A 24,274-nucleotide genomic window follows, 5' to 3' on the forward strand; every position below is an offset into this window, starting at 1 on the left:
CTCTATACCAATTATCGATAAACGTAAAAAAACACTATATTTGACTATAGTGTTTTTTGTCTCTTATTACTCTATTGTTAGCCAATGAATAGCCACTTCATCTTTAAATAAGAGATAGATATCTTCTACCTTGTCCTCTTCGATGTCCATGAATGATTTTTCCACTGTAGTCCAAGCTTGATACCCACCTGTACTTGGAGCTTGAAGGGTACATAAAAGCTTTCCATTCGGCTTACATGTCCTCACTTCAATATCGGTTTGCTTTCCGCCATTGGCCAAACGTATTTTCATCATTCTGTTATTTGCTTTTATTTTAACGTCTTTATACATAATCCAACCACTAGAGCCAATACTTTGAATTGCATGCCGTCCTTCTAAGCACTCAACCATTTTGACTGAGTAATAATCATCATAATGAACAGAGTTTACTTTGCCCTTCAATGTTCTTTCTGTACGGGTTTCTCCTGTTATTTCAACTGTTTTTTCCAACTGAATAGCTTTGGATGAACTGCCCAGCATGACTGTATATGTTCCATCCTCCAATAGAAAACGTTCTTCTGCCACATCCCAGTATGCCAGATCCTTTACCTCTATTGATAAGATTATTTTTTTAGTCTCTCCGCCTTTAATATGCACCCGTTCAAAGTCCCTTAACGTTTTAATAGGCCGAATTACTTTAGACTGATTACACCGCACATACAACTGGACCACTTCATCACCATCCAGATCACTTCTATTGCTGATCTCTGCTGTCACATGTAAAACTTCTTCTTTCGTTACACTTTCTTTCGATAGTTCCAAATTTTTATATTCGAACTGTGAATAAGATAATCCATGTCCAAAAGGGTACAATACTTCCCCATCAAAATACTGATAGGTACGCTTTCCTTTTATGATGTCATAATCCATAATTTCAGGCAGCTGATTGACAGATTGATACCATGTCATTGGTAAACGTCCCGCTGGATTATAATCCCCAAACAACACATCAGCTATTGCACGGCCTAGTTCCGGTCCTGCATGAGATGTATATATAATGGCAGGAACATGTGCATTAACCCAGTTAACAGCATAAGGATAGCTTCCAACAATAACAACGACAGTATTGGAATTAACCTTAAGTACTTCTTGGATGAGCCTTTCCTGAGCAGGCGGCAATGTCAAATCCGGACGATCAATGCATTCCTTTCCATTTATAAAAGGATTATTACCAGCAAAAATGATAGCTGTATCTGCTTTGCTTGCCTCTTCCACAGCTTTTTGGATACCATCCTCGGTTATGTTATAGGAGAACAATGCGGCAGGCATACCTTCGGCCTGAATAATGGATCCATCATCAGACAATTGGATAGGCTGCTTATCCCAGGAAAGAATCTCCATGCTTTCTTCCTTTTGAGAAAAAGTAAATACTTCTTTTACAAACCACCCTTTTGCTTCATCAGCGGTAGCCTTTAAATGAAGATCGTCATCTACGGTAATGAATTTGCCATTTTTCTCAGAGCGAAGCGTCTCACTCCCCCATCCCCAGTCCGTATGAATCAATACATCTCCTTCATTCTCACTTGCAAGCAAGAAGCCGGTATCAGGGTTAACCCCTATCGATTTTCCGCTTTCCGTAATACTGAGCCTTATGCGATTGCTTCCATCAGCGTAGGGAATTGTTTCACCGATTTTTCCCTTGATACCTTTAAGCGGTGTGATTGAATAAGGTGGTGTACCGCTGTACCAATCGGTTAACACTTCATCTGCCAAAGGACCGATTACGGCAACCTTTTTATTTTTCAATGGAAGGATTCCATTATTTTTAAGCAATACAATAGATTCCCGGGCAGCCTTCAAAGATAGCTCATAATGCTCCTTACTGGCTAATTTTTCTGCAGAAACATATGAATAAGGATTCTCCCCATCAGAATCAAACTCACCAAGACGAAATCTCACCCTAAAGGTGTTGCAAAGAGCCTTATCCAAATCTTCTTCCAATAGATATTCCTGTTCCAAAGCATCACGGATGGCTCGTACCGTTATGTCCTTATCATCTGTGATATTGTCAATTCCATTTTTAATGGAGTATGCAACCGCCTTTGAATAGGATTCAACATAGTGATGCTCATTAACTGAACCAAGTACATCTCCAGCATCACTTACAACAAAGCCATCCATTCCCCATTCCTTTTTTATAATCTCGTTAACATCAGGATTCATATTACATAAAGTTCCATTAACAGCATTATAGGCAGTCATGATCGATTGTGCTTTTCCTTCTTTAATTTGCCTTTCAAAAGCTTTCAGATAATATTCATTTAAATTACGGGGATCGAGACTGACTGAGCACTCTCCACGGTTAACCTCGTTATTATTTCCCAGAAAATGCTTTAATGTAGCGGCTGTCTTCAAATAAAATGGATGTTCCCCCTGCATACCCTTGATTAATTCTGTTGTCAGTTTACCAGTTAAGCAAGGATCTTCCCCATAGGCCTCTTCGGTTCTACCCCATCTTGGATCCCTTTCCATATCAACCGTTGGAGACCAAATTGTTAATCCATTATGTTCTGGATCCTTTTGATAAAAAATTCTCGCCTCATCTCCAATGACAGAGCCAATTTCCTTCATTAGATTTACATTCCATGTACAGGCCAAGCCGATATTTTGCGGGAACACGGTAGCTTCCCCCAGCCAAGCAATACCATGAGCTCCTTCTGTTCCATGCTTATATTTTTTTATTCCCAATCTCGGAACAGCATCTTGGTACTGACACATTTGATTAATTTTTTCTTCCAATGTCAGCTGAGACACCAGATCTTTCACCCTGTCCTCTAGTAAAGCTTTTATATTCTGAAAGAGATATGTATATTCCGTCTTCATCTTCAACTCCAACTCCCATCAACAGATTCTTTTTCTACGCAAAAACAAATAATAGCCTTTCATTTAGGTTGTTTTTTCTTCTATTGTGTCTAAGCCACTATCTCTAGTTTGATTTTGATAGTGTATGGTTTTCTCAATAATCCGATAGAAAAAGCTAAAGGATAAAAACGCCAATATCGTTCCGGTAAAGAATGGCCATAAAAACGTAAAACCAATGCTAATATAAATTAATATCGCAGTGACCATGACTACCCCAAGGGTTGAAATCGGTCGTCCAACGGACATGATGAAAGAATTTTTGATAGATTGTAAGAGCCGATCGTGAATATGAACGGTATAGCAGCAAAAATATAAAGTCCATGTTAGGAGAATCATCGTAAAAAAAGCATAGAGAACAAGAAATATAACGGACTGTTGACTGACAAAACTAATATAATTCATAATCCAGCCAGCCCACATAAGGGTAAACACGATTCCCCCTATGAAACTCCTGAAATAGTTTTCCTTATAATAACGAAGAAAGGAAGTGGCAATCGGAATATCGCTTTCTCCCATCACCCATTTCCGTACAACTCCAAACAAAGCGACAGTGGAAGGGAAAGAGAAAATTGGCACTAACCCCATGATTAAAAGAAGAATATACGTGATATTTAAATGTTCAGCATTCAATAAGCTTAAACAAAAATATAAAACAGGAAGATTTAAGAAAATCCATATGATATTTGACCAAGCCAGTCTGACAACCCATAAGCATACTCGATATGTCCCACCCAAAACTCCTGAATTCATTACCCGTCCCTCCTTATTCCTTTTGTTTAAATGTAAGTGTAGTATTTTCTCCTGCTTTTAAATTTATTTTCCATGTATCTCTTTGATTATTGTTTAAAAACCAATTTCCTTTTTCTTCTTCAATTGAAAGAGAGATTTCCTGATTTATATCTGAAAGTAAGGTACAGGAAAGAATTCCTTCTTCCAAATCCCACTCCATAGTCGATATCTTCATTCGTTTACGACATAAAATGCCCTCGACTGCTCCCTTTGTTAAGTTCTTAGGGATAGCTGGCAGCAATTCAAGTTTCCCAGGCAATGAAAAAACCAGGAGATTTACCAGAAGCTCAGGAATACATCCATTTGCATCAACATTAAACACATTAAAATGGTCATAATGAGCTGTCATTAAACTAGGATAGATAGCTCCGCCAGCTGCCATCATCCGGATAATATCAATCACAACATCTCCCATTCCTAATCTGGCAGCCGATAATCCTGCATGCATACGGCCATGAGACGAGGTATCGGTGTCAGGGTTATATAGCCAATGTTCCATTTTTAGCTCCAATGCCCGTTTGGATGCCTCCCAAAGTTCAGGAGTCTCGGTATCGGAAAATTCATAGCTTTGAAAAAGCGGATATAGGTGAGAAAAATGCCGATGGTTATAGTTATCATCATGATCCCATACAGCCCACTCCTTCAATGCCCCATCCTCATTAATCAGGTACGGCGGCATTTTTTCTATCATTTGCTGCCAATGATGTATAGATTCTTGATAAATTCCAAGCTCCCTGCAAGCCTCGATTGTATGATTTAAAACCTCTTTCGCTACGGCAATATCCTGAGTACTATTAAACGCGATTCCATTTTCAGCGGAATAAGAGGGATTAAAGACATATATTCCTTCTTCCTCATATAAAAAGTCCTCATAAAAGGCTATGATTTCTAACATAAACGGTAATGCATGTTCTCGTAGGAACTGCTGATTTCCAGTATACAAATAATAGTCATACAGCCAATGAGCAAGCCATCCTCCCCCGCACGTCCAAAAAGCGCCAAAAAACGTATCGCATTCTCGATCTCCCCAGGAAGATTCTCCCCAGTGCAAATGCCTTCCATGGCTTGAAGCCCGAACACCTGAGAGAATGCCTCTACATCCAAAGAGCATCCTGGCATTATAACGAAAATCTTCCATATAAGAATCGAGCAGGGCTGTATATGGGTGAATGCCTTCAAGCATATTACAGCTAAAAACAGAAGCCATGGCCAATTGCAAATTAGTATCTAACGTATAATCAGATGACCAGGAAGGCTCCCATGTTCCCGTCCATATCCCCTGAAGATTTGGCGGACGTACACCGGCACTGCAGATAAACATATATCTTCCTGCATCAAATAATCTCTCTAATAATGCCGGTGGTACACTGGAAGTTTCCTTAACATCCGCCAGTAGTTGATCGGTACTCCAGCCTCTTTTTTCTCCGCCATTTAAATTTAAGGAGACACGGTTAAAGACTTCTGAGTGTTTTACTTGATGGGAATCGAATAATGCTTCATATGTATCGGAAAAACCGCAAAATAAGGACGATACCTCTCTCACCATATCTTCATTGTGTTCGGCGAATGGAATAATTTTCATTAATATCAGTAACTTACTGGCATTCCTTGCTTCAATTGAAGTAGGCGTGCACTGTATCGTTCCATCACAATTTTTTATGTGCACAAAGGTATAGTATCCGCCTTTTCCATGTACGTAATCATGAGTTCCAACTAACACGTCATTAGGGAGGCATTCATATCTAGACTTTATTAAAGGATGATTGTTTTCATCTATGGTTAAACAAGTTAACGGCAGATGTTCATCCATTTTAATACTTAATGCTATAAGCTGATCGGTTCTTGAGGAAAAAAGGCGGCGCTGAAACCTATTTCCATCATTCTCCCATGAAGAACCAATCTCTCCCTTTTCAAAATCTGTATAACGGCAGTATTCACGCAATCCTTCCGTTTGGCTTTGTTCAATATTTAGAAAGAATCCAGGATGGAATGGGTCTGTGTCCACGATTGTATGTCCCAGTTCTTCCCCTTTTTCAATAAAGAATTGATGGGATGCTCTATAACCATCACTCTTGCTGATTCTTCTCACATCTTCTAAATAAAAGGACATATCTGGCATGGTCTGTGGCGAGCCGGTTGGAAGAAATAATTCCGCATGGTTCACAATAATCGTTTCCTTGTGTGGCTGCCCAAAATGTATGGCTCCTAGCTCTCCATTTCCACATACATTCGCAAATTCCCACTTATCAGCAGGCTTATCGCTATATGTCCAATGCCTGCTGAAGCCTCTCAATGGTTCACTTCCCACTTTCCTTCACCCCATTCTTACTAAGAAGAGGACAGCTTCCTGTCCTCTCTCCATTAAATCTTAGATAAAATAACAACATCTCTGCCTGAGATTGCTATTGAACCGGAGTATTCCCGTTGATGAATCAAATCAAAATAGGAGTCATCCACCTGAATCATTTCCTCATTTTCATTATGGTTCAATATAAAAATGATCTCTTCACCATTCTTTTCGCGTTTTGATACTTCAACTCCTTTTGGAGCAGTAAGCACCGGCTTCACATTTCGCTCTCTGCATACATTTGCCAGGAAATCACGAAGAAACTCAGGATCCACACTGGATGCAATATAGTAGGCATACCCATTACCATATTGATTCCGAGTAACTGCTGGCATTCCTTTATAAAAATCTTCACCATAGAAAGCTAATGCCTCAGCCCCTTCAAGGTGGAGAAGATCACAAAGCAATGAACATGAATAGGATGGCTGGTATATATCTTTTTGAGAGGAAGCCATTAAAATATGATTCGTTTTTCCAGGCGGCAAAGCATCAATTTCTTCCACCCAAATCCCAAGTAAATGACGCAAATGGCCTGGATATCCTCCTCCTATGACTAAATCATGTTCATCGACTATGCCGCTGAAAAAAGTAGTGATAAAGGAACCCCCATTTTCAGTAAACGCTTCCGCTTTCTCTTTAAAACCAGCCTTGGTCATATAGAGAACGGGCGCAATGACAACCTCATACGAGTTAAAATCATCATTCTCAGCTATGATATCAACCTGAATATTTTGCTCAAATAACGCATGATAAAATTTCCATACCTCTTGTTCATAATTCAAATCTCTGCTTGGACCACTTGAAAGTTCCACGGCCCACCAGTTATCCCAGTCAAAAACAATCGCGACTTTCGCTTTCACTCTTGAATCGATAATTGTATCCCCAAGTGCAGTCAATTCTTTCCCCAGCTCAGCGCACTCTTTAAATACACGTGTATGTTCGTGTCCGGCATGATCAATTACGGCTCCATGGAATTTTTCACAGGCGCCAATAGAGCGACGAATTTGGAAAAACATCACACTATCTGCTCCATGAGCGACAGCCTGAAGACTTTGCAGGCGCATGACACCAGGCCGCTTTAGCGCATTATATGGCTGCCAATTTGTTACACTCGGTGTTTGTTCCATTAACATGAACGGTTCTCCTTGCTTCAACCCTCGCATTAAATCATTCCGCATTGCTTCCTTACTTACCGGAGATCCTACCTCAGGATAATTATCCCACGAGATAATATCCATATAGTTCGCCCACTTTTGATAATCTAACGGCTTGTATGTTCCCATTAAATTAGTGGTTACCTTTATATCAGGAGTGTATTTTTTGATAATGTCATATTCCAATTTATAGCATTCCAGCATACTATCAGAGTTAAAACGGCGATAATCGAGTGAAATCCCCTGAAAGGCTGTGTAATCTGAGTTTCCTAAATGCTCACTTAAATTATTTGGCAGGACAATTTCATCCCAGTCATAGAATGTATGTCCCCAAAATCGTGTATTCCAGACCCGATTTAATTCATTCAACGTGTTATATTTTCTTCTCAGCCAAACTCGAAATGCCTTTTCACAGTTTTCACAATAACAATCCCCTCCATATTCATTAGAGACATGCCATAGTGTGAGAGCAGGATGGTTTTGATAACGCTTAGCAATTTCCTCTACTAGTCTTGCTGAAAAGTGGCGGTAGGAAGAACTGTTCGGACAAGAATTATGGCGTAATCCAAATTTTCGTTTTCTGCCATCAAAATCCACACGTAACAAATCATTATACTTCCTGGCCATCCAAGCTGGATGAACAGCCGTACTTGTTGCTAAACATGCATAAATCTTATTTTCTGCCAACAAATCCATCACTCTATCAAGCAATGAGAAATCGTATTCATCCTCTTTAGGCTGCAGCATAGCCCAGGCAAATACATTAATTGTCATGATGTCTATATCTGCGAGTCTTGTAATCCGCATATCCTCCTGCCAAATCTCTTCAGGCCATTGTTCAGGATTATAATCTCCGCCATAAACAATTTTTTTAATTTGTTGGTGAATCATAGTTCAATCACTACCCTATTTTCATTTGGATGGATACATACACCCTGTTCTGTTTCTATACTTTCCCCGCCCTTAACAGCTAAGACGCTTTTTCTATTTCGAATGACGAGTGAATATGGTTTGGAAACTCTCTCCCCTTCTACGATTAACGTATTACCTGAGCGGGAAATCGTAATCCTGCACACATTCTCACCATTTTGGTTATAGATATGTGAGTTTACGGTTTTACCTTCTTCCAGTTCAAATAAATGAAAAGTTACTTCCTCTGCATAATCATAAACTGCTGTAGAATCAACAGAGCCTACCGCAATAAGAGAGTTTGGTTTTGCCATTAATGGTAATGTCATATACCCATGTTCCTCCGCCTGCCATGTTCCTCCGTCGACGACCTCATTTGTCAGGAAGTTTGTCCATTTACCCTTTGGCAAATAGTATGTTACTTTTCCATCTTCATTAAAGATTGGAGCAACTAATAGAGAATCTCCTAACATATATTGGCGATCTAAATAATGGCACGATTCATCCTCCATATATTCAAGGATCATAGGCCTCATCATAGGAACACCGGTTTCCGCTGACTCACGTGCCATTCTGTATAAATAAGGCATTAATGAATTTTTTAATTTTGTAAAAGTTCGTGTGACATCCACCGCTTCTTCATCATAGATCCAAGGAACCTTATATTCAGTATTACCATGATAACGGCTGTGAGAGGATAACAAGCCAAATTGAGTCCAACGCTTATACAAATCAGGTGTAGCTCCATGTTCAAAGCCCGCAATATCATGGCTCCAGTAACTAAATCCTGATAAGCCGAAAGACAAGCCCCCTCGTAATGATTCTGCCATTGATGGATAAGTGGACCAGCAATCTCCGCCCCAATGGACAGGGAATTTCTGGCTTCCAACAGAAGCTGATCGGGCAAAGACAGCTGCTTCTCCCTTTCCAAGCTTTCTTTCTAATAACTCATAGACGATTTTGTTATATAAATACGTATAGTAATTATGCATTTTCTGCGGGTCAGAACCATCATGATAGACAACATCCGTAGGAATCCGCTCACCGAAATCTGTTTTAAAGCTATCTACCCCCATATCAATTAAAGCTTCAAGCTTTTCCTCAAACCATTTGCATGCTTCAGGATTGGTGAAATCTACAACCGCCAACCCCGGCTGCCACTTATCCCATTGCCAAACATGTCCATCCTTACGCTTAATGAAATAACCATTTTCCAGTCCCTCTTTAAATAATGGAGATTTCTGTCCGATATATGGATTAATCCACAAACAGATTTTTAACCCTTTATCCTTCAGCCTTTTCAACATGCTTTCCGGTTCAGGAAAAACGCGCTTATCCCACTCAAAATTACACCATTCAAATTCCTTCATCCAAAAGCAATCAAAATGAAAAACATCCAATGGAATATCTCTTTCCAGCATTCCATCGATAAAATGATTTACAGTCTCTTCGTCATAATCTGTTGTAAATGACGTACTTAACCATAGACCAAATGTCCATGCCGGTGGTAGGCTTGGCTTCCCCGTTAAAGTTGTATACTTTTCTAGTACATCCTTCATTGTCGATCCATTTATAATAAAATACTCCAGGCTTTCACCTGGTACACTAAATTGTGCTTTAGAGACTTTTTCTGATCCAATCTCAAATGATACTTTCTCTGGATGGTTCACAAAAACTCCATAGCCTTTATTACTTAGATAAAGCGGTATATTTTTATAAGCTTGTTCACTGCTTGTACCGCCATCTTCATTCCATATATCAACCGTTTGTCCATTTTTCACAAACGGTGTAAACCTTTCTCCTAATCCATAGATTAATTCCCCAACATCTAATGTTAATTGTTCTCGCATATAGGGCTCTTTTTTATCAGTCAAAATATAGCTCATCCCCATACTTTGACTGGATACAATTCGTTCATCCCCAGAAAAGAAATCAATATTCCAATCCCCTTTTTTTCTAATAGAAGCCCGCAGATTTCCGCTCTGATACGATATCTCTTCATCCGCTTCCTCTATATAAACGTCTGGATTCTGTTTTGCCAGTTCAAATTCCGGCCCTCTCATCGGTGCTCCAATATGATGAAGCAGTTTGACAGAAATAACATCCTCAAGAGGTGAAGATAAAACAATGGTCATTAACCCTCCGTCCAATGTTTTTCCTCTATGTAGAATTTTTGTAAACGGAGCAAAAATCGATAGTTTATTATCATCCTTTTCCACATCGTAGACTTCCATTGGATAATGAAGCTGATAGCCTTCCTTATCCAGCCAATTCCCATTGCTAAATTTCATATATAATCACCCTTTTCAAAAATTGAGTTGCAGCATACCTCTTTAAAAAAGTAGATCAAAAAATCGAATTTGAGTAATCTGATTAGAATGAGCCAATTGCATTTACCTGTTACTAAATTATTAGAACTTTCATCTGTCGAACAAAATTAATGCGCTTACATTTTTTTGTATCAACTAGCTCTCTTCCATTTTACAGAGGGAAATCAGGAGTGAACACCCTGTGAATTAAAGAAAAAATCAGGACAAAATTAGATAGAATGGCGAAAAGTGCCTAGAGGCTGAGTTTGCAGTAATCTTATTATTATTAGATAGTTGTTCATCATGGGGATAAGGATAATGGGGAAAACCAGCTTTTAACCCTCTTTCAAGTTTGAAGGTAAATCATGAAACAGTACAATAGAGCATGATTCCTTTTCCTCTTGGCACCTTAAAATTCAAGTATAAAAAAGAAGAGCATAGGCGCTCTTCTTTATAGCCAATTATTATTTAGATCTCAAAAAGGGCCTATCCAAATTCGGATAGGCCCCTTATCATCTAGAGTTTTATTTCAATTCACCTTTAATCAAAGTCAAGAACTCATCAAATGGCATAGTCTCTGATTTCTGTTCTCCATACTTACGAACGTTAACATTACCATTTTCTTGTTCCTGATCTCCCACCACAAGCATGTAAGGGATTTTCAGCATTTGAGCTTCACGAATCTTATAGCCCATTTTTTCATCGCGTAGGTCTACTTCTACACGTAAACCTGCACGTTGAAGGCTCGCTTCAATTTCTTTTGCATAATCAAGATGAACATCCGGAGATACTGGAATAACCTGAACCTGAACTGGTGCTAACCAAGTAGGGAAAGCTCCTTTGTATTCCTCAATTAAGAACGCAACGAAACGTTCCATTGTTGAAACAACCCCACGGTGAATAACAACTGGGCGATGCTGTTTGCCGTCTTCTCCAACATACGTAAGGTCAAAACGTTCAGGAAGCAAGAAGTCAAGCTGTACTGTGGAAAGAGTCTCATCTTTGCCAAGCGCTGTTTTAACTTGAACATCCAATTTAGGTCCGTAGAAAGCCGCTTCGCCTTCTGCTTCGAAATAGTCAAGACCCATCTCATCCATCGCTTCTTTCAGCATGGATTGAGCTCTTTCCCACATTGCATCATCATCAAAGTATTTTTCCTTATCAGCCGGATCACGGTAAGAAAGACGGAAGGAATAATTCTCCATACCGAAGTCTTTATACACTTCCAGGATCAAAGTAACAACACGTTTGAATTCATCTTTAATTTGGTCAGGGCGTACAAATACGTGAGCATCATTTAATGTCATTCCACGTACCCGTTGCAGGCCTGCCAACGCACCGGACATTTCATATCTATGCATCATACCCAATTCAGCAATCCGAATTGGAAGCTCACGATAGCTGTGAATATCGTTTTTATAAATCATCATATGATGCGGGCAGTTCATTGGACGAAGAACCAGCTGTTCATTATCCATATCCATTACTGGGAACATATTCTCCTGATAGTGATCCCAGTGGCCGGAAGTTTTATAGAGGTCAACACTTCCCATGATTGGTGTATACACATGGTCATAGCCAAGCTTTTGTTCCTTATCCACAATATAGCGTTCAATGACGCGGCGAATCGTTGCACCTTTTGGAAGCCATAACGGAAGGCCTTGTCCAATTAATTGAGAGTTCATGAATAAATCAAGCTCTTTCCCAATTTTACGGTGATCACGTTCTTTCGCTTCTTCTAACAGACGTAAATGCTCGTCCAAATCTTCTTTCTTGAAGAATGCAGTTCCATACACACGTTGAAGCATTTTATTATCGCTGTCTCCACGCCAGTAGGCACCCGCAATATTCAATAGCTTAAATTCTTTAATTTTGCCAGTTGAAGGTACATGAACACCTCGGCAAAGGTCAAAGAATTCACCTTGTTCATAAATCGTTACAGTTTCCTCTTCAGGAATCGCATCAATCAATTCCAGCTTATACTCATCGCCAATTTCTTCAAATAGACGCTTCGCTTCAGCACGGCTGACTTCTTTACGAACAATATCAATATTCGCATTAATGATTTTCTTCATTTCTTTTTCGATTAAAGGAAGGTCTTCCGGTGTAATGGATTTCTCTAAATCCATATCATAATAGAAGCCGCCTTCAATTACTGGGCCTACACCGAATTTAACATCTTTATAAATTCGTTTAACTGCCTGTGCCAATAAATGCGCTGTACTATGGCGCAATACTTCAAGGGCTTCCGGTTGATCCGGAGTCACAATCTCTACTGAAGCATCCTCTGTAATTGGTCGGCGCAAATCATATAATGCTCCGTTTACCTTTCCTGCAATTGCTTTTTTCTTTAATCCAGAACTAATGGAAGAAGCAATTTGCTCAGTTGTAATTCCAGATTCAAATTCCTTTACCGCACCATCTGGAAATGTAATTTTGATCATTTCAGCCATGTGAGCCACTCCTTTTTCTACATAATAAAAAGCCCGTCCCTAATAAATTAAGGGACGAGCTATTGTATACTAAACAAACCCGCGGTTCCACCCAAATTCCGGTGCTGATGGTTCAGCTTTTCCGGCACTTGTATCTTTTAACGGAGTTCCCGTCAGCCAATAATCACCCAAATATGTTTTCCTGGCTGAAGTTCAAAGGCGGTAAGCATTTCAAGTCTATGAGGAAGCTTGCAGCCACTGGCTTCCCTCTCTGTTCACAGCTTTTTAAAACACTCATGTCCTTATCGTAACCTATCGATTATAAACTTGTATGTAGGTTATTATAAAAGCTTATGAGGACAAAAGCAAGTCACTTTCTATTCTTTTATCATTATGAACGCTCTTCTACCTTTTTAACCTGTTCATGGAAGTAACTGATTCGGAATAAAAGGATTCTTTCCTCGAAAATTTTCCTCAATGTAGTGATTACACGATTATCCTCATCATCCGCATAAATATGAATTCGTTTCGGTGCTAAGGAAACCAGCGGTGCAATGGTGTTTGAATCAATAAACATAGGATTCTCAGCCATCAATTTACGGTCAATCACTTTAAGAATATCTTGTTTAGAAATTGGCTCAAAATATCGATTATAAAATTGAAATTCTTCATGATAAACTAAATGAATTTCATCAATCTGTGAATTCCGCTCCTCTATCAATCGTCTTAGCACAGAGATAAATTCCTGATAATCCTGCTCAAGCTTATACTCATCAATCGCAAATCCAACTAATGTAACAAGCGATTCATGGATATCCCTTAAACGGAAATTCCATAAGGATCGAAACGAAAAATCAATTCTTTGTTTAACTACTTCCTGCAGGAGATACTTGACTTGTTTTTTTAATTGTTCTGAAAGGTGATGGCTACAGCAGTAGGCAGCTTCACCATCCCACATGAGCAATGCGATTTCTGCAATCTGGCTAATTTCATCTTCATCCTCATATAAAAAGCGTTCCCGAATCACATCCCGAATTTTGCATTCCAGATGATAGGTAGAGAAAAATGTATATAAAGCATCAATGAGTGCGTGACAAAAAATTTCCTCCTGATCCGGGTCCCAAAGAAAGGAGACAGACTTTTGGCCATCCTTATGAACAGAATGAATTGCCTGTCGGATAAAAAAATCGCTGTTCTTAAATCGAACATGCCAATTAGCCTGTTCTTCCTGTGAATCAAAATACATCGTAAGCAACCCTATCCCTCCAGACTATCGGAACTCCTAGTTTTATGTATATGGGACATGGCAACCCTTTAGAATGGATGGATAAAATTAGATGTAAAATAAAAGCATCATGGCAGACTGTACAGAGCCGCTGTACTATTGCCTACATATCATATGAATTCCAGTCAATTTATTTCATGCCAGGTCTGTTAGCTTATTAAGGAATAGTAATATCTAAAAAGAGACAGCCCCTTTTTTGCGCGAGCTGCCTCTTTGCCAAACCTTTTATTCTCTTTAATCTCTGCGATTTTTTCCGTCCATTTCAATTGGCTCCGTTAAATTACGGACTCTCTCCATGATCCTTTTACCTTTAACCAGTTCTTCATCTCCACGCTGAGAATACGTGAAATGGTGTTCCAATTGTTTCATGTTAAAATTGGAGGTAAAAAAGGTTGGAAGATTTTCATGCATTCGATATTGAAGGATCGGTCCCAGTACATCATCACGCGACCAGGCACTCATCGTTTCTGCTCCAATATCATCAATCATCAAAATAGGAACTTCCTTTAAGGCATCCACCTTTTGGTTATAGGAATTTTCCGCGAAGGACCCTTTTAATTCTCTTAAATATTCAGGCCAGTACACAATATGTGATGAAACGCCCTCTTCAGACAGTGCGTTTGCAATCGCACCAAGCAAATAGGTTTTACCTACCCCAAATTCACCGTATAAATAGAGCCCTTTATGACCAGCACCATTTATATATGAGTCAACAAAATTCTTTGCCTTTTCGACTGCCTCCACACGTGCTTCGGTCGTATACTCATCCCAAATCAAATTAGAAAAAGAAGCCTCCACAATTTCTTTTGGTACATGGCTGGCACGGATCAGCTTACGTAATCGATTCTTCTCTTCCTGCCTGCGTTTTTTATGACAGGGTTCATACCGAACATCAATCCGTTTCCCCTGAATAAACAGGTGCGGATGATGACCCTGAAGAAGATTTTTACATTCAGATAAAGAAGGACATTCGTCACATGTCTTCGTTTGAGTGGAGAACTCGTAGAGCTTATTCATGCTTTTTTCAATCATGTCGCTTGTCAGCTGACTGCTATGTTCATTTATAAATAAACGGACATCAGGATCTTTTAAAACAATATTTCTCATTTCATCCAATCTTTGTTGAAAGTTTTCACGCTTCCCGAGCTGATTCAGTGCATCCTGTATATTTTTCATCCTTATACACCTCCTGTTTATTTAGAATTTTCATTTTGCAATTTTTCCTTGAGTTTTCTTACCCGCTCAGCAATTTCGGTGGATTGAGCAACTGGCTCTTTCTTCTTTGTTTCATCCAGCCAGTCAGGAACGATTTCCTTCCTCGCATTACCCGATGTGCGGCGTGTTGATTTATTTGTTTTCGTCTTTTTCTCATTAGCCCAGGTTTGGTATTTCTTATGCTCACTCAAAGCCATTTCATAGGCTTCACGGACGGTGGTGATATTTTTCCTCGCCCAGTGCGAAGCAATTGTCTCCACATAGTTTGATTGCAATTTCATATCTGATTTTAACATGACATAGTGCAGAAGGACATTAACGACTCCAGGAGGAAGCTTTTGATTGACCATGACCTTTTCTACAAGTGCCAGATCATTGTCGGAAGGCATTGCGCCTTGCGAAAGGCTAACTAGAAATTCCAACGGAGAGGTTGTTTCAAAAGTATACAGCAAATGCTCCTCGGGTGTTTTAGGTTCTATGATCGTACGTTCATACTCAGGCTGTTTCTGTTCAATCAGTGTCGGCATTTCTTCACCATGATTGATGTGGAAAAACTCTCTTGCACATTTTCTGAGTTCGTCTATATCAATTTCATTATGTTGATTTTGACAGCGTAAAATCAACTTGCTCATATCCATTACATTAATTTTATATAAATACGATAGCATCGCGATGGATTCCATCACATTTGGAGTAAACGCTTTTCTCGATATAAAGCTGTTTTTAGCCGTCGCAAATAATAACTCGAAATCAAATTGCTCCATTAAATTATGGCTATATCCCTGTGGGTCCTTTGAGAAGAATTGCATGTTTTGATCAGTTTCCGAGCTGATGATTTCTTTTGGATTGCGAAATTCAGATGCAAACACCTCATTGAACGATTGTGTTATTTCCTCATAATCATCCGGTATACGTTTATCCGCAAACATCGTGAGCAGCCGTTCGTAATGTCTCTCTTCTAGTTTTTGCTTCAGATAAATAGGCAGCAAATCATCATGGAAAAATTTATCCGGACTTAAAGGACAAAGAATCTCATATATAAAAACATTACCTTCCGGAGTTGCTTTTTTATATGTTTTTAATAACCCGATTCCTTCAAGCCTTTTTCGGTATTGAAATATCTCATCCAAAGGTAAACCAAGTACATCCATTAACCAACGATGTGTCGTTTGTCTGGAATACATGTTACCTGTATTGACTTCGTTTAATAAGGTCATATACAAAGAAACAGCCAATCCTCCTACAAGTGGCTGATATAAATATTGAATCGATTTATGGTCCATTTCTGATAGCTTTTCTTTATATAGTACAACATATCTGTCTTTAGGATTTACAAACTTCCATGAAAATTGCATTGTCTACAAACCTTTCGTACTTCGGGTTTTTATAGTTGAAAAAAGAGCTAAAGAAACTGTCTTCAGCTCTACTTAATCCTCTTTTTTCATTAATTCTTTCAATTCGTCAATAAAGACATTTATATCCTTAAATTGACGATACACAGAAGCGAAACGGACATAGGCCACTTCATCCAACTCAGCCAGCCTATCCATAACCATTTCACCTATTAAATCACTTTTTATTTCAGAAAATCCTTGATTTCTTATTTCTTTTTCAACATCAGTTGCAATCTCTTCCAGTTCTTTAAGAGCAACATGACGCTTTTCACAAGCTCGGATTAAACCTCTTAGGATTTTTTCTCTGCTATATTCTTCCCGTGCGCCATCTTTTTTTACCACAATTAGCGGAATTTCTTCTACCTTTTCAAATGTAGTAAAACGATAACTACAGGATTCGCATTCTCTTCTTCTACGTATTGAACGTCCTTCATCCGCAGGGCGGGAATCCAGCACTCTTGTCCCATTATGTTGGCACGTTGGACATATCATAGATTAGCACCGTCCTTTTCTATAGTTCTATCTTATTAAAACAAATCGAATAGGACAAGTCTGTTTGCATAAAATGCTATTTTTTATCTATGATACGGCCAATACTATCGGAGAAAAGTAAATAATGGGCAAGTAAAAGACGTTTGCCACAAAAAAAAGAGATGCATATGTACTGCACCCCTAAAAGTTAGAGTTTGAATCTAGCTTTTTTGAGTCAACACAAAAGGACATCTCTTTAATATTTTTTATTTATAATGCTTTAGCAAGAACATGGCTGACAGCAACCGGACCCATGCCTCGCGGGATTTCAATGTGTTCCCTAACCTGAGCGTTTAAGGCTTCAGCTATAAAATCAGCAGCCACATTAGGATCTAAGTCACCGCATGTATATACATCAATACTCGCATAACCATGTTCCGGAAAACTATGAATGGTTAAATGTGATTCAGATATAATGACTACTCCGCTTACTCCCTGTGGCGCAAACTTATGGAAGGCTACTTCTCTAACTTCAGCTCCAGATCGTAAAGCAGCGTCCACGAATATTTGTTCAATCTGATTAACATCGTTCAATTTAGATAAATCACAGCCCCATAATTCAGAAATGACATGACGACCTATTGTATGCATGTTCAATTCCCCCTTTAGCATTTAAACGAATTATAATTATCTTCGTTTCTGGCCTTTACTACCACGGGGGAAAGTTAGTCCTGAGAGGTCCTAACCCTTTAAGTAGTACTGCCAGGATGATGAAGTTTACGACATTTAGTATATATGGTTTATATTTCAAAATCAATCATACAATTCAATATTAGTTAATAATTACCACTAAATGTACATTAATTGTTTTTCTTAGTTTATTCTAGAATATGAATCAAAGAACGGCCTGAACCGCCTTTTTTTTTAGAAAGACAGCCAGACCGTAATAGATATTGTTTATTATTATTAACTTACTTTCACCTTATCCTCCTGAAGAAGGCGTGCCACATGGTTTACTAATTCTACCACTCTGCATGAGTATCCCCACTCATTGTCATACCAGGCAAGCACTTTCACTTTATTTGCACCAATCACCATTGTTGAGAGTGCATCTACAATAGCCGAATGTGGATTCGTATTAAAATCAATCGAAACAAGCGGCTCTGTGCTGTATTGGATAATACCGGCCAATGATCCTTCAGCTGCTGTTTTAAACGCTTGATTGATTTCATTAACAGTAACTTCTCTTTTTAAATCTACTACCAAATCAACTAAAGAGACGTTTGGAGTTGGTACTCTCAACGCAATACCATGGAGTTTTCCTTTTAAATGAGGAAGCACCAGTGAGAGTGCTTTGGCTGCTCCAGTTGTGGTAGGTATGATACTTTGTGCACAGGCACGTGCTCTGCGTAAATCTTTGTGCGGGTTATCGATATTATTTTGATCATTTGTATATGCATGAACGGTTGTCATAAGACCATTGTCAATTCCAAATTGTTCATCGAGTACTTTTACAACAGGAGCGAGACAGTTAGTTGTGCAGGATGCATTAGAAATAACAAGGTGTTTATTGATATCCAATGTATCCTCGTTAACACCCATTACAATCGTGACGTCCTCATTCTTCCCGGGAGCTGTTAAAACGACTCGTTTTGCACCGGCATTTAAATGAAGAGCTGCTTGATCACGATGATTAAATTTCCCAGTTGCTTCGATTACGATATCAATCCCAAGATTTTTCCAAGGCAGGAATTCAGGATTGCGATTATTTAGCAAAAGAACTTTTTTACCATTTATCAATAAATGATCATCCATAGCATGTACATCACCATTAAATGGACCATGATTCGTATCATATTTAATTAAATGTGCTAATGTTTCAGGCGGATAGCTAGCATTAATGGCTACGATTTCAAGATGCTCATCCAATATTGCTTTTCGGAAAACCATTCTGCCAATTCGGCCAAACCCATTGATAGCAACTCTTGCACTCATTTAACTTCCTCCTATATATAAGTTATACTTATTATAAAAATGATGTAATTAGTATAACACATTGAATAAAATACTGCATGGTTTAAATACCCAAATTATCCAAATTAAATGGAATTTTATACAAAAAAAGACTATCCCAGGGTCGTTATCCCTCAGATAGCCTTTCTATTGGTTATACATTCAATTGTTTAATTAGATCAATGAGTTGCTCTTCCGTCTCAAAAAATTCTCCGTTATTGTCAACAATATAATCGGCCAATTTTTTCTTATCATCAATTGGCATTTGTGCTCGTATTCTCGCAAGTGCTTCTTCCTCAGTAAAATGATCCCGCGCCATTAATCTCTTTAACTGGACCTCGGGCTTTACATACACAAGAATAATACCCTCTACCATATGCGTCAAATTACTTTCAAACAATAGGGGAATGTCCATGAAAACGAGTTCTTTCCCCTGGTGTAACGCTTTCTCCGTTTCTTCCATCATCCATTTCCTGACTGCCGGATGAACAATTCCATTTAACATTTGCCGTTTTTCAGAGTTTGAAAATACGATGGAACCTAATTTTTTTCGGTCTAATGTCCCATCAGGTAAACAAATATCCTGACCAAATACATTTTTAATTCCCTCTAATGCTGGCATACCAGGCTCGACGACTTTTCTTGCTGCGATATCTGCATCAATAACAGGGTAACCCTTGGAAATGAGCCATTTGCTGACGCTGCTCTTTCCACTGGCAATCCCTCCTGTAACTCCGAATATTTTCCCCATAGCATTCCATTCCCTATTAAATTATTTTGGTTAACCCAAGAAAAATAAGTACTAAACCCGGAATAAATGAAAAGACCTTTGCCATAATGGAATCCTGCAGATATTTTCCCGCTTTTATACCCACAGTCATTAATAAAGCACTCATACCAAAACAGAGAGTCACCTGAATAAACAGGGGATAATGAAGTATACCAGCACCTATTCCAGCTCCAAATCCATCTAATGATAAGGCTAATCCTAGAAAGAAAGCCTCTAATCCAGTAATGGTCCCGGAACGGTCAAAGTCTGCACTTAATGGCTTTTTAAGTATATGAATAACCAGCCCAATAGACTTTATTTCTAATTGGAATAAGGTTCTTTCATCCACATAGGGACAATTATCTTCATTTCGCTTGAAGTAACTTGAAAGTGTCCAAATTCCAAGCACCAGCAAGATAAATCCTCCTAGCTTACCGGTCCAGGAATGTGCCATCAAATGCTCGCTTAACGATCCCATTAACATACCGAATGCTAGGCTTAATGCAGAGCAACCGGCAATGATGATGATGGAGCGAATCGGTATACTTACTTTTCGCATTCCATAGGTTATTCCCACACCGCAACTATCCAGACTCACTGCCAATGCCAATAATACTATTGATGCTATGTGCTCCATTTCATAGGGACTCCTTTCCATAATCAATACCCTACTATATGAAAGGAGCCCATCTTATGTTCATATTCAGTTAGGCTAATGGCTGACATTCAGGACAGTAGATGGTCCCTCTGCCTCCAACAATAATTCTTTCCATGTTTGTTCCGCAAATTTTACAAGGCTGTCCTTTTCTCGAATATGCAAACAGCTCGAGCTGAAACATGCCGATTTGGCCCTGTGAATTCACATAGGATCGTACTGTACTTCCACCTTTTTCAATGGCGGTAGCAAGAGTTTCCTTAATGGATGTATATAGTTTTTCTATTTCCTCTTTTGTCAATGTGGATGCCGGCCGTTCAGGATGGATACCGGAATGGAACAATGCTTCATCCACATAGATATTACCAAGACCTGCAACTACTCTTTGATCCAATAATACCGTTTTTATAAAACGATTTGTCTTACTGAGTGCTGTGCTTAAGTAATCTGGTGTAAATTCATCTGAAAAAGGCTCAGGTCCTACTTTTGAAAGTGGCAATACTTCCAATTCTGTCCCCTTTGTATGCAGATGCATCGTGCCAAACTTACGGACATCTCTGTATCTCAATTCCGTTTGATCCGTAAATTTGAATATAACATGCGTATGCTTATCTGCCGGTTCCGTTTCATCATAAAGACCGTATTTCCCTTCCATCCGTAAATGGGAAACAAGACTGTAATCATCTAAATGGAAAATCAGGAATTTACCTCGCCTCCCAATCTCATGAATGGTTTGCCCTTTTAAAAGCATACGAAACAGTTCAGCATCATCCGGCTCTTTTATAATTTTTGCCCAGCGTATATCCACATCATCAATTGTTTTTCCAAGTACCAAAACTTCGAGGGTCCTTCTGATTGTTTCGACCTCAGGTAATTCAGGCATACCTTTTCACCCCTTTTATTCCTATTTAGCATCATACCAGGTGTTGCCAAAAGAATAGTCCACTTTTAATGGAACCGCTAATTCAATTGCATTTTCCATTTCTTCCGGAACAATTTTCTTTAATATATCCAACTCTTCAGGTGGCGCCTCAAAAATCAATTCATCGTGCACCTGAAGCAGCATTCTAGTCTGTAAATTTTCTTTCTTTAATCTGGCATTCATTCGAATCATCGCCAATTTGATAATATCTGCAGCACTGCCCTGAATTGGTGTATTCATAGCTGTTCTTTCTGCAAAACCACGAACATTGAAGTTCCGATTATTAATTTCAGGTATATATCTTCGGCGCTGCAATAAAGTACTTACATATCCATTTTCCTTCGCCTCTTCTACAATATCCTTCATGTATTGCTGAACACCAGGGAAGCTCTCTAAATAGCGATCAATAAAGATTCCAGCTTCTTTTCTGGTAATTCCAAGACTTTGCGATAGTCCATAATCACTGATACCATACACAATTCCAAAGTTCACCGCTTTAGCCTGTCTTCTCATATTTGATGTCACCTGATCAGCATCCACATGAAATACATCCATAGCCGTTCTTGTGTGGATGTCCATATCTGAGTTAAAGGCATCTATCAGGTTTTCATCTCCCGCTATATGGGCCAGAACACGCAGTTCAATTTGAGAATAATCAGCCGCAAAAATGACCCAGCCTTCTTCAGATGGAACGAAAGCCTGTCTGATTTTTTTGCCTTCTTCAAGTCTGATCGGAATATTTTGCAGGTTAGGGTCTGTTGAACTAAGTCGTCCAGTTTGAGTTAATGCCTGATTGAACCTCGTATGAACCTTCTGATCATCATGTATAACTTTTAAAAGTCCCTCAATATAGGTTGATTGCAATTTCCCCAGCTGTCTATAATGAAGAATTTCCCGGACAATACTATGCTTGCTCTCTAATTTTTCAAGTATATCTGCTGATGTGGAATAGCCTGTCTTCGTCTTTTTAATAATAGGTAAATTTAATTTTTCAAACAGGATAACTCCAAGCTGCTTCGGTGAATTAATATTAAAGGATTCACCGGCCATATCATAAATTTTAGCTTCGATGTCCTTTAATCTGCCTGCAAGTTCAGCTCCCATTTCTTTCAAACGGTTCTCATCGACCTTCACACCCGTAATTTCCATTTCAGCCAGGATAAGAGCAAGCGGCAGTTCTAGATCCTGCAGCAATCCTATTTGATTGAATTCCTCCAGCTGTCTTTCCAGGCTTTCCTTAATCAGTGTTAACGATAAAGCTTTCCGGGCAATATGCTCACCCAATTCAGCAACCGGCGGAATTGAACGTTTCGCTCCTTTTCCATAAAAACTCTCATCTGTTTGAATATGTCCGGCATTATGTTTTTTAGCAAGATCCGCCATATCAACATCCGGTTCAGCTGGATTTAAAACATAGGATGCCAGATAAACATCAAATTCAATTCCTTTTAAAGCAATCCCATCATGGCTTAATGCCACAATACTTTGTTTGGCATCATACACTGTTTTTTTATATTCAGGATTCTCTGCCCACTCTTTGAAAAGAGGGGATCCTGCAGCCTTGTCCTTATCGATAAAGAATGTTCCATTTTCATTTGAAATAGCTATGCCAATTACTTTTGCAGTATGATAATTCGGATCAAGCAGTTCTAGATAGAGTGAGGACTCTGCTGTCAGCATATCTTCCGTCACTTCTTCCACTGCCTTATAGTCAATCTCTTCAAGGACGGCCATCTCTTCTTTTGCAGCTGGTTCCATTTTTTCAATTAAGGTTGCAAATCCAAGCTCCCTATAGATAGACAGCAGCTTTTCCTGGTCTGCACCCGCATAATCAATTGATTCAAGCTCTACCTCAATTGGAGCATTTGTTTCAATTGTTGCCAACTGCTTACTTAAAATAGCTTGGTCCTTGAATTCTTCCACTTTTTCTTTTAGTTTTTTTCCGCTGATTTCATCAGGGGAAGCCACTACCTTCTCAACTGTTCCAAATTGATTCAACAATTTTAAGGCAGTTTTCTCACCTACACCCGGGATTCCAGGAATATTATCTGAAGCATCCCCCATTAATCCTTTTAAATCAATGATTTGATTCGGCATTAAGTTATACTTTTCACGAATATGCTCCGGTGTATAATCCTCCATATCCGTAATCCCTTTACGGGTAATACGTACAGTCGTTTTATCCGTAGCAAGCTGGGTTAAATCTTTATCGCCGGAGATAATTTGTACTTCATAATCCCCTTTTTCAGCTTCAAGAGCAAGTGTTCCGATAATATCGTCGGCTTCATAATTCGTTAACTCATAGCGAGAGATTCCGTATGCATCCAGTAATTCTCGAATAAAAGGAAATTGCTCTGATAATTCAGGTGGCGTCTTTTGACGTCCGCCTTTGTATTCTTTATATGTACTGTGTCTGAACGTTGTTTTCCCGGCATCAAAAGCAACTAATATATGAGTAGGATTTTCCTCTGAAATGATTTTGTTGAGCATCATCGCAAAACCATAGATGGCATTTGTGTGTACACCCTTCTCGTTATTCAGTAATGGCAATGCAAAAAACGCCCGATAGGCAATGCTGTTTCCATCGATTAAAATCAATTTTTTCTTCATGGTTACCTCCAGTATCCATATATATATTTTCATTAACATATAGCATAATTTAAATACGGCCACCGAATCATTCATCATAACAGGTGTGCCTTATAAATG

At 39.0% G+C, this 24,274-nt stretch carries 16 protein-coding genes; all 16 read right to left on the minus strand.

Going from position 1 to position 24,274, the window contains the following annotated elements:
- Positions 1 to 66: 66 nt before the first annotated feature.
- Entirely contained in the window at positions 67 to 2,862 is a 2,796-nt protein-coding gene (locus F7984_RS15050) for a glycoside hydrolase family 3 C-terminal domain-containing protein (RefSeq protein WP_140462251.1), read from the minus strand.
- Between the two features lie 63 nt (positions 2,863 to 2,925).
- Positions 2,926 to 3,651, minus strand: coding sequence for a YesL family protein (locus F7984_RS15055; RefSeq protein WP_140462233.1), 726 nt, complete (start codon positions 3,649 to 3,651; stop codon positions 2,926 to 2,928).
- Between the two features lie 13 nt (positions 3,652 to 3,664).
- Positions 3,665 to 5,998: a glycosyl hydrolase family 95 catalytic domain-containing protein gene (locus F7984_RS15060; RefSeq protein WP_140462232.1), complete on the minus strand. Its 2,334-nt coding sequence runs from the start codon at positions 5,996 to 5,998 to the stop codon at positions 3,665 to 3,667.
- Between the two features lie 53 nt (positions 5,999 to 6,051).
- Entirely contained in the window at positions 6,052 to 8,082 is a 2,031-nt protein-coding gene (locus tag F7984_RS15065; protein ID WP_066108847.1) for a beta-galactosidase, read from the minus strand.
- Positions 8,079 to 10,391: an alpha-xylosidase gene (gene yicI / locus F7984_RS15070; protein ID WP_140462231.1), complete on the minus strand. Its 2,313-nt coding sequence runs from the start codon at positions 10,389 to 10,391 to the stop codon at positions 8,079 to 8,081. The genes F7984_RS15065 and yicI overlap by 4 nt, the downstream gene beginning before the upstream one ends.
- A 542-nt stretch (positions 10,392 to 10,933) precedes the next feature.
- The gene (gene thrS / locus F7984_RS15075; protein WP_066108853.1) at positions 10,934 to 12,862 is read right to left on the minus strand and encodes a threonine--tRNA ligase; all 1,929 of its coding nucleotides are present in this window, start codon (positions 12,860 to 12,862) and stop codon (positions 10,934 to 10,936) included.
- 370 nt (positions 12,863 to 13,232) lie between these two features.
- Entirely contained in the window at positions 13,233 to 14,087 is an 855-nt protein-coding gene (locus F7984_RS15080) for a putative sporulation protein YtxC (protein ID WP_225983736.1), read from the minus strand.
- Positions 14,088 to 14,360: 273 nt separating this feature from the next.
- Positions 14,361 to 15,302, minus strand: coding sequence for a primosomal protein DnaI (gene dnaI, locus F7984_RS15085; RefSeq protein ID WP_066108861.1), 942 nt, complete (start codon positions 15,300 to 15,302; stop codon positions 14,361 to 14,363).
- Between the two features lie 17 nt (positions 15,303 to 15,319).
- Positions 15,320 to 16,696 carry a replication initiation and membrane attachment family protein gene (locus tag F7984_RS15090; RefSeq protein ID WP_066108866.1) on the minus strand — a complete coding sequence of 459 codons (1,377 nt, stop codon included), beginning with the start codon at positions 16,694 to 16,696 and terminating at the stop codon, positions 15,320 to 15,322.
- Positions 16,697 to 16,768: 72 nt separating this feature from the next.
- The gene (gene nrdR, locus F7984_RS15095) at positions 16,769 to 17,227 is read right to left on the minus strand and encodes a transcriptional regulator NrdR (RefSeq protein ID WP_066108869.1); all 459 of its coding nucleotides are present in this window, start codon (positions 17,225 to 17,227) and stop codon (positions 16,769 to 16,771) included.
- Between the two features lie 249 nt (positions 17,228 to 17,476).
- Positions 17,477 to 17,857 (minus strand): adenosylmethionine decarboxylase, encoded by a 381-nt coding sequence (gene speD / locus F7984_RS15100; RefSeq protein WP_066108871.1) that lies wholly within the window; start codon positions 17,855 to 17,857, stop codon positions 17,477 to 17,479.
- 315 nt (positions 17,858 to 18,172) lie between these two features.
- Positions 18,173 to 19,201, minus strand: a complete 1,029-nt coding sequence (locus F7984_RS15105) for a glyceraldehyde-3-phosphate dehydrogenase (RefSeq protein WP_066108875.1) — start codon at positions 19,199 to 19,201, stop codon at positions 18,173 to 18,175.
- A 172-nt stretch (positions 19,202 to 19,373) separates the two neighbouring features.
- Complete coding sequence (gene coaE / locus F7984_RS15110; RefSeq protein WP_140462229.1) at positions 19,374 to 19,970, minus strand: dephospho-CoA kinase; 597 nt, start codon at positions 19,968 to 19,970, stop codon at positions 19,374 to 19,376.
- A gap of 16 nt (positions 19,971 to 19,986) precedes the next feature.
- Complete coding sequence (gene ytaF, locus F7984_RS15115) at positions 19,987 to 20,625, minus strand: sporulation membrane protein YtaF (protein ID WP_066108879.1); 639 nt, start codon at positions 20,623 to 20,625, stop codon at positions 19,987 to 19,989.
- A 70-nt stretch (positions 20,626 to 20,695) separates the two neighbouring features.
- Positions 20,696 to 21,526 carry a DNA-formamidopyrimidine glycosylase gene (gene mutM / locus F7984_RS15120; RefSeq protein ID WP_066108883.1) on the minus strand — a complete coding sequence of 277 codons (831 nt, stop codon included), beginning with the start codon at positions 21,524 to 21,526 and terminating at the stop codon, positions 20,696 to 20,698.
- 21 nt (positions 21,527 to 21,547) lie between these two features.
- On the minus strand, positions 21,548 to 24,175 hold the full coding sequence (polA, locus tag F7984_RS15125) for a DNA polymerase I (RefSeq protein ID WP_140462228.1): 2,628 nt from the start codon (positions 24,173 to 24,175) through the stop codon (positions 21,548 to 21,550).
- Positions 24,176 to 24,274: the final 99 nt, after the last annotated feature.

The organism is Pradoshia sp. D12 (genome assembly GCF_008935075.1).
Classification (GTDB): domain Bacteria; phylum Bacillota; class Bacilli; order Bacillales; family Pradoshiaceae; genus Pradoshia.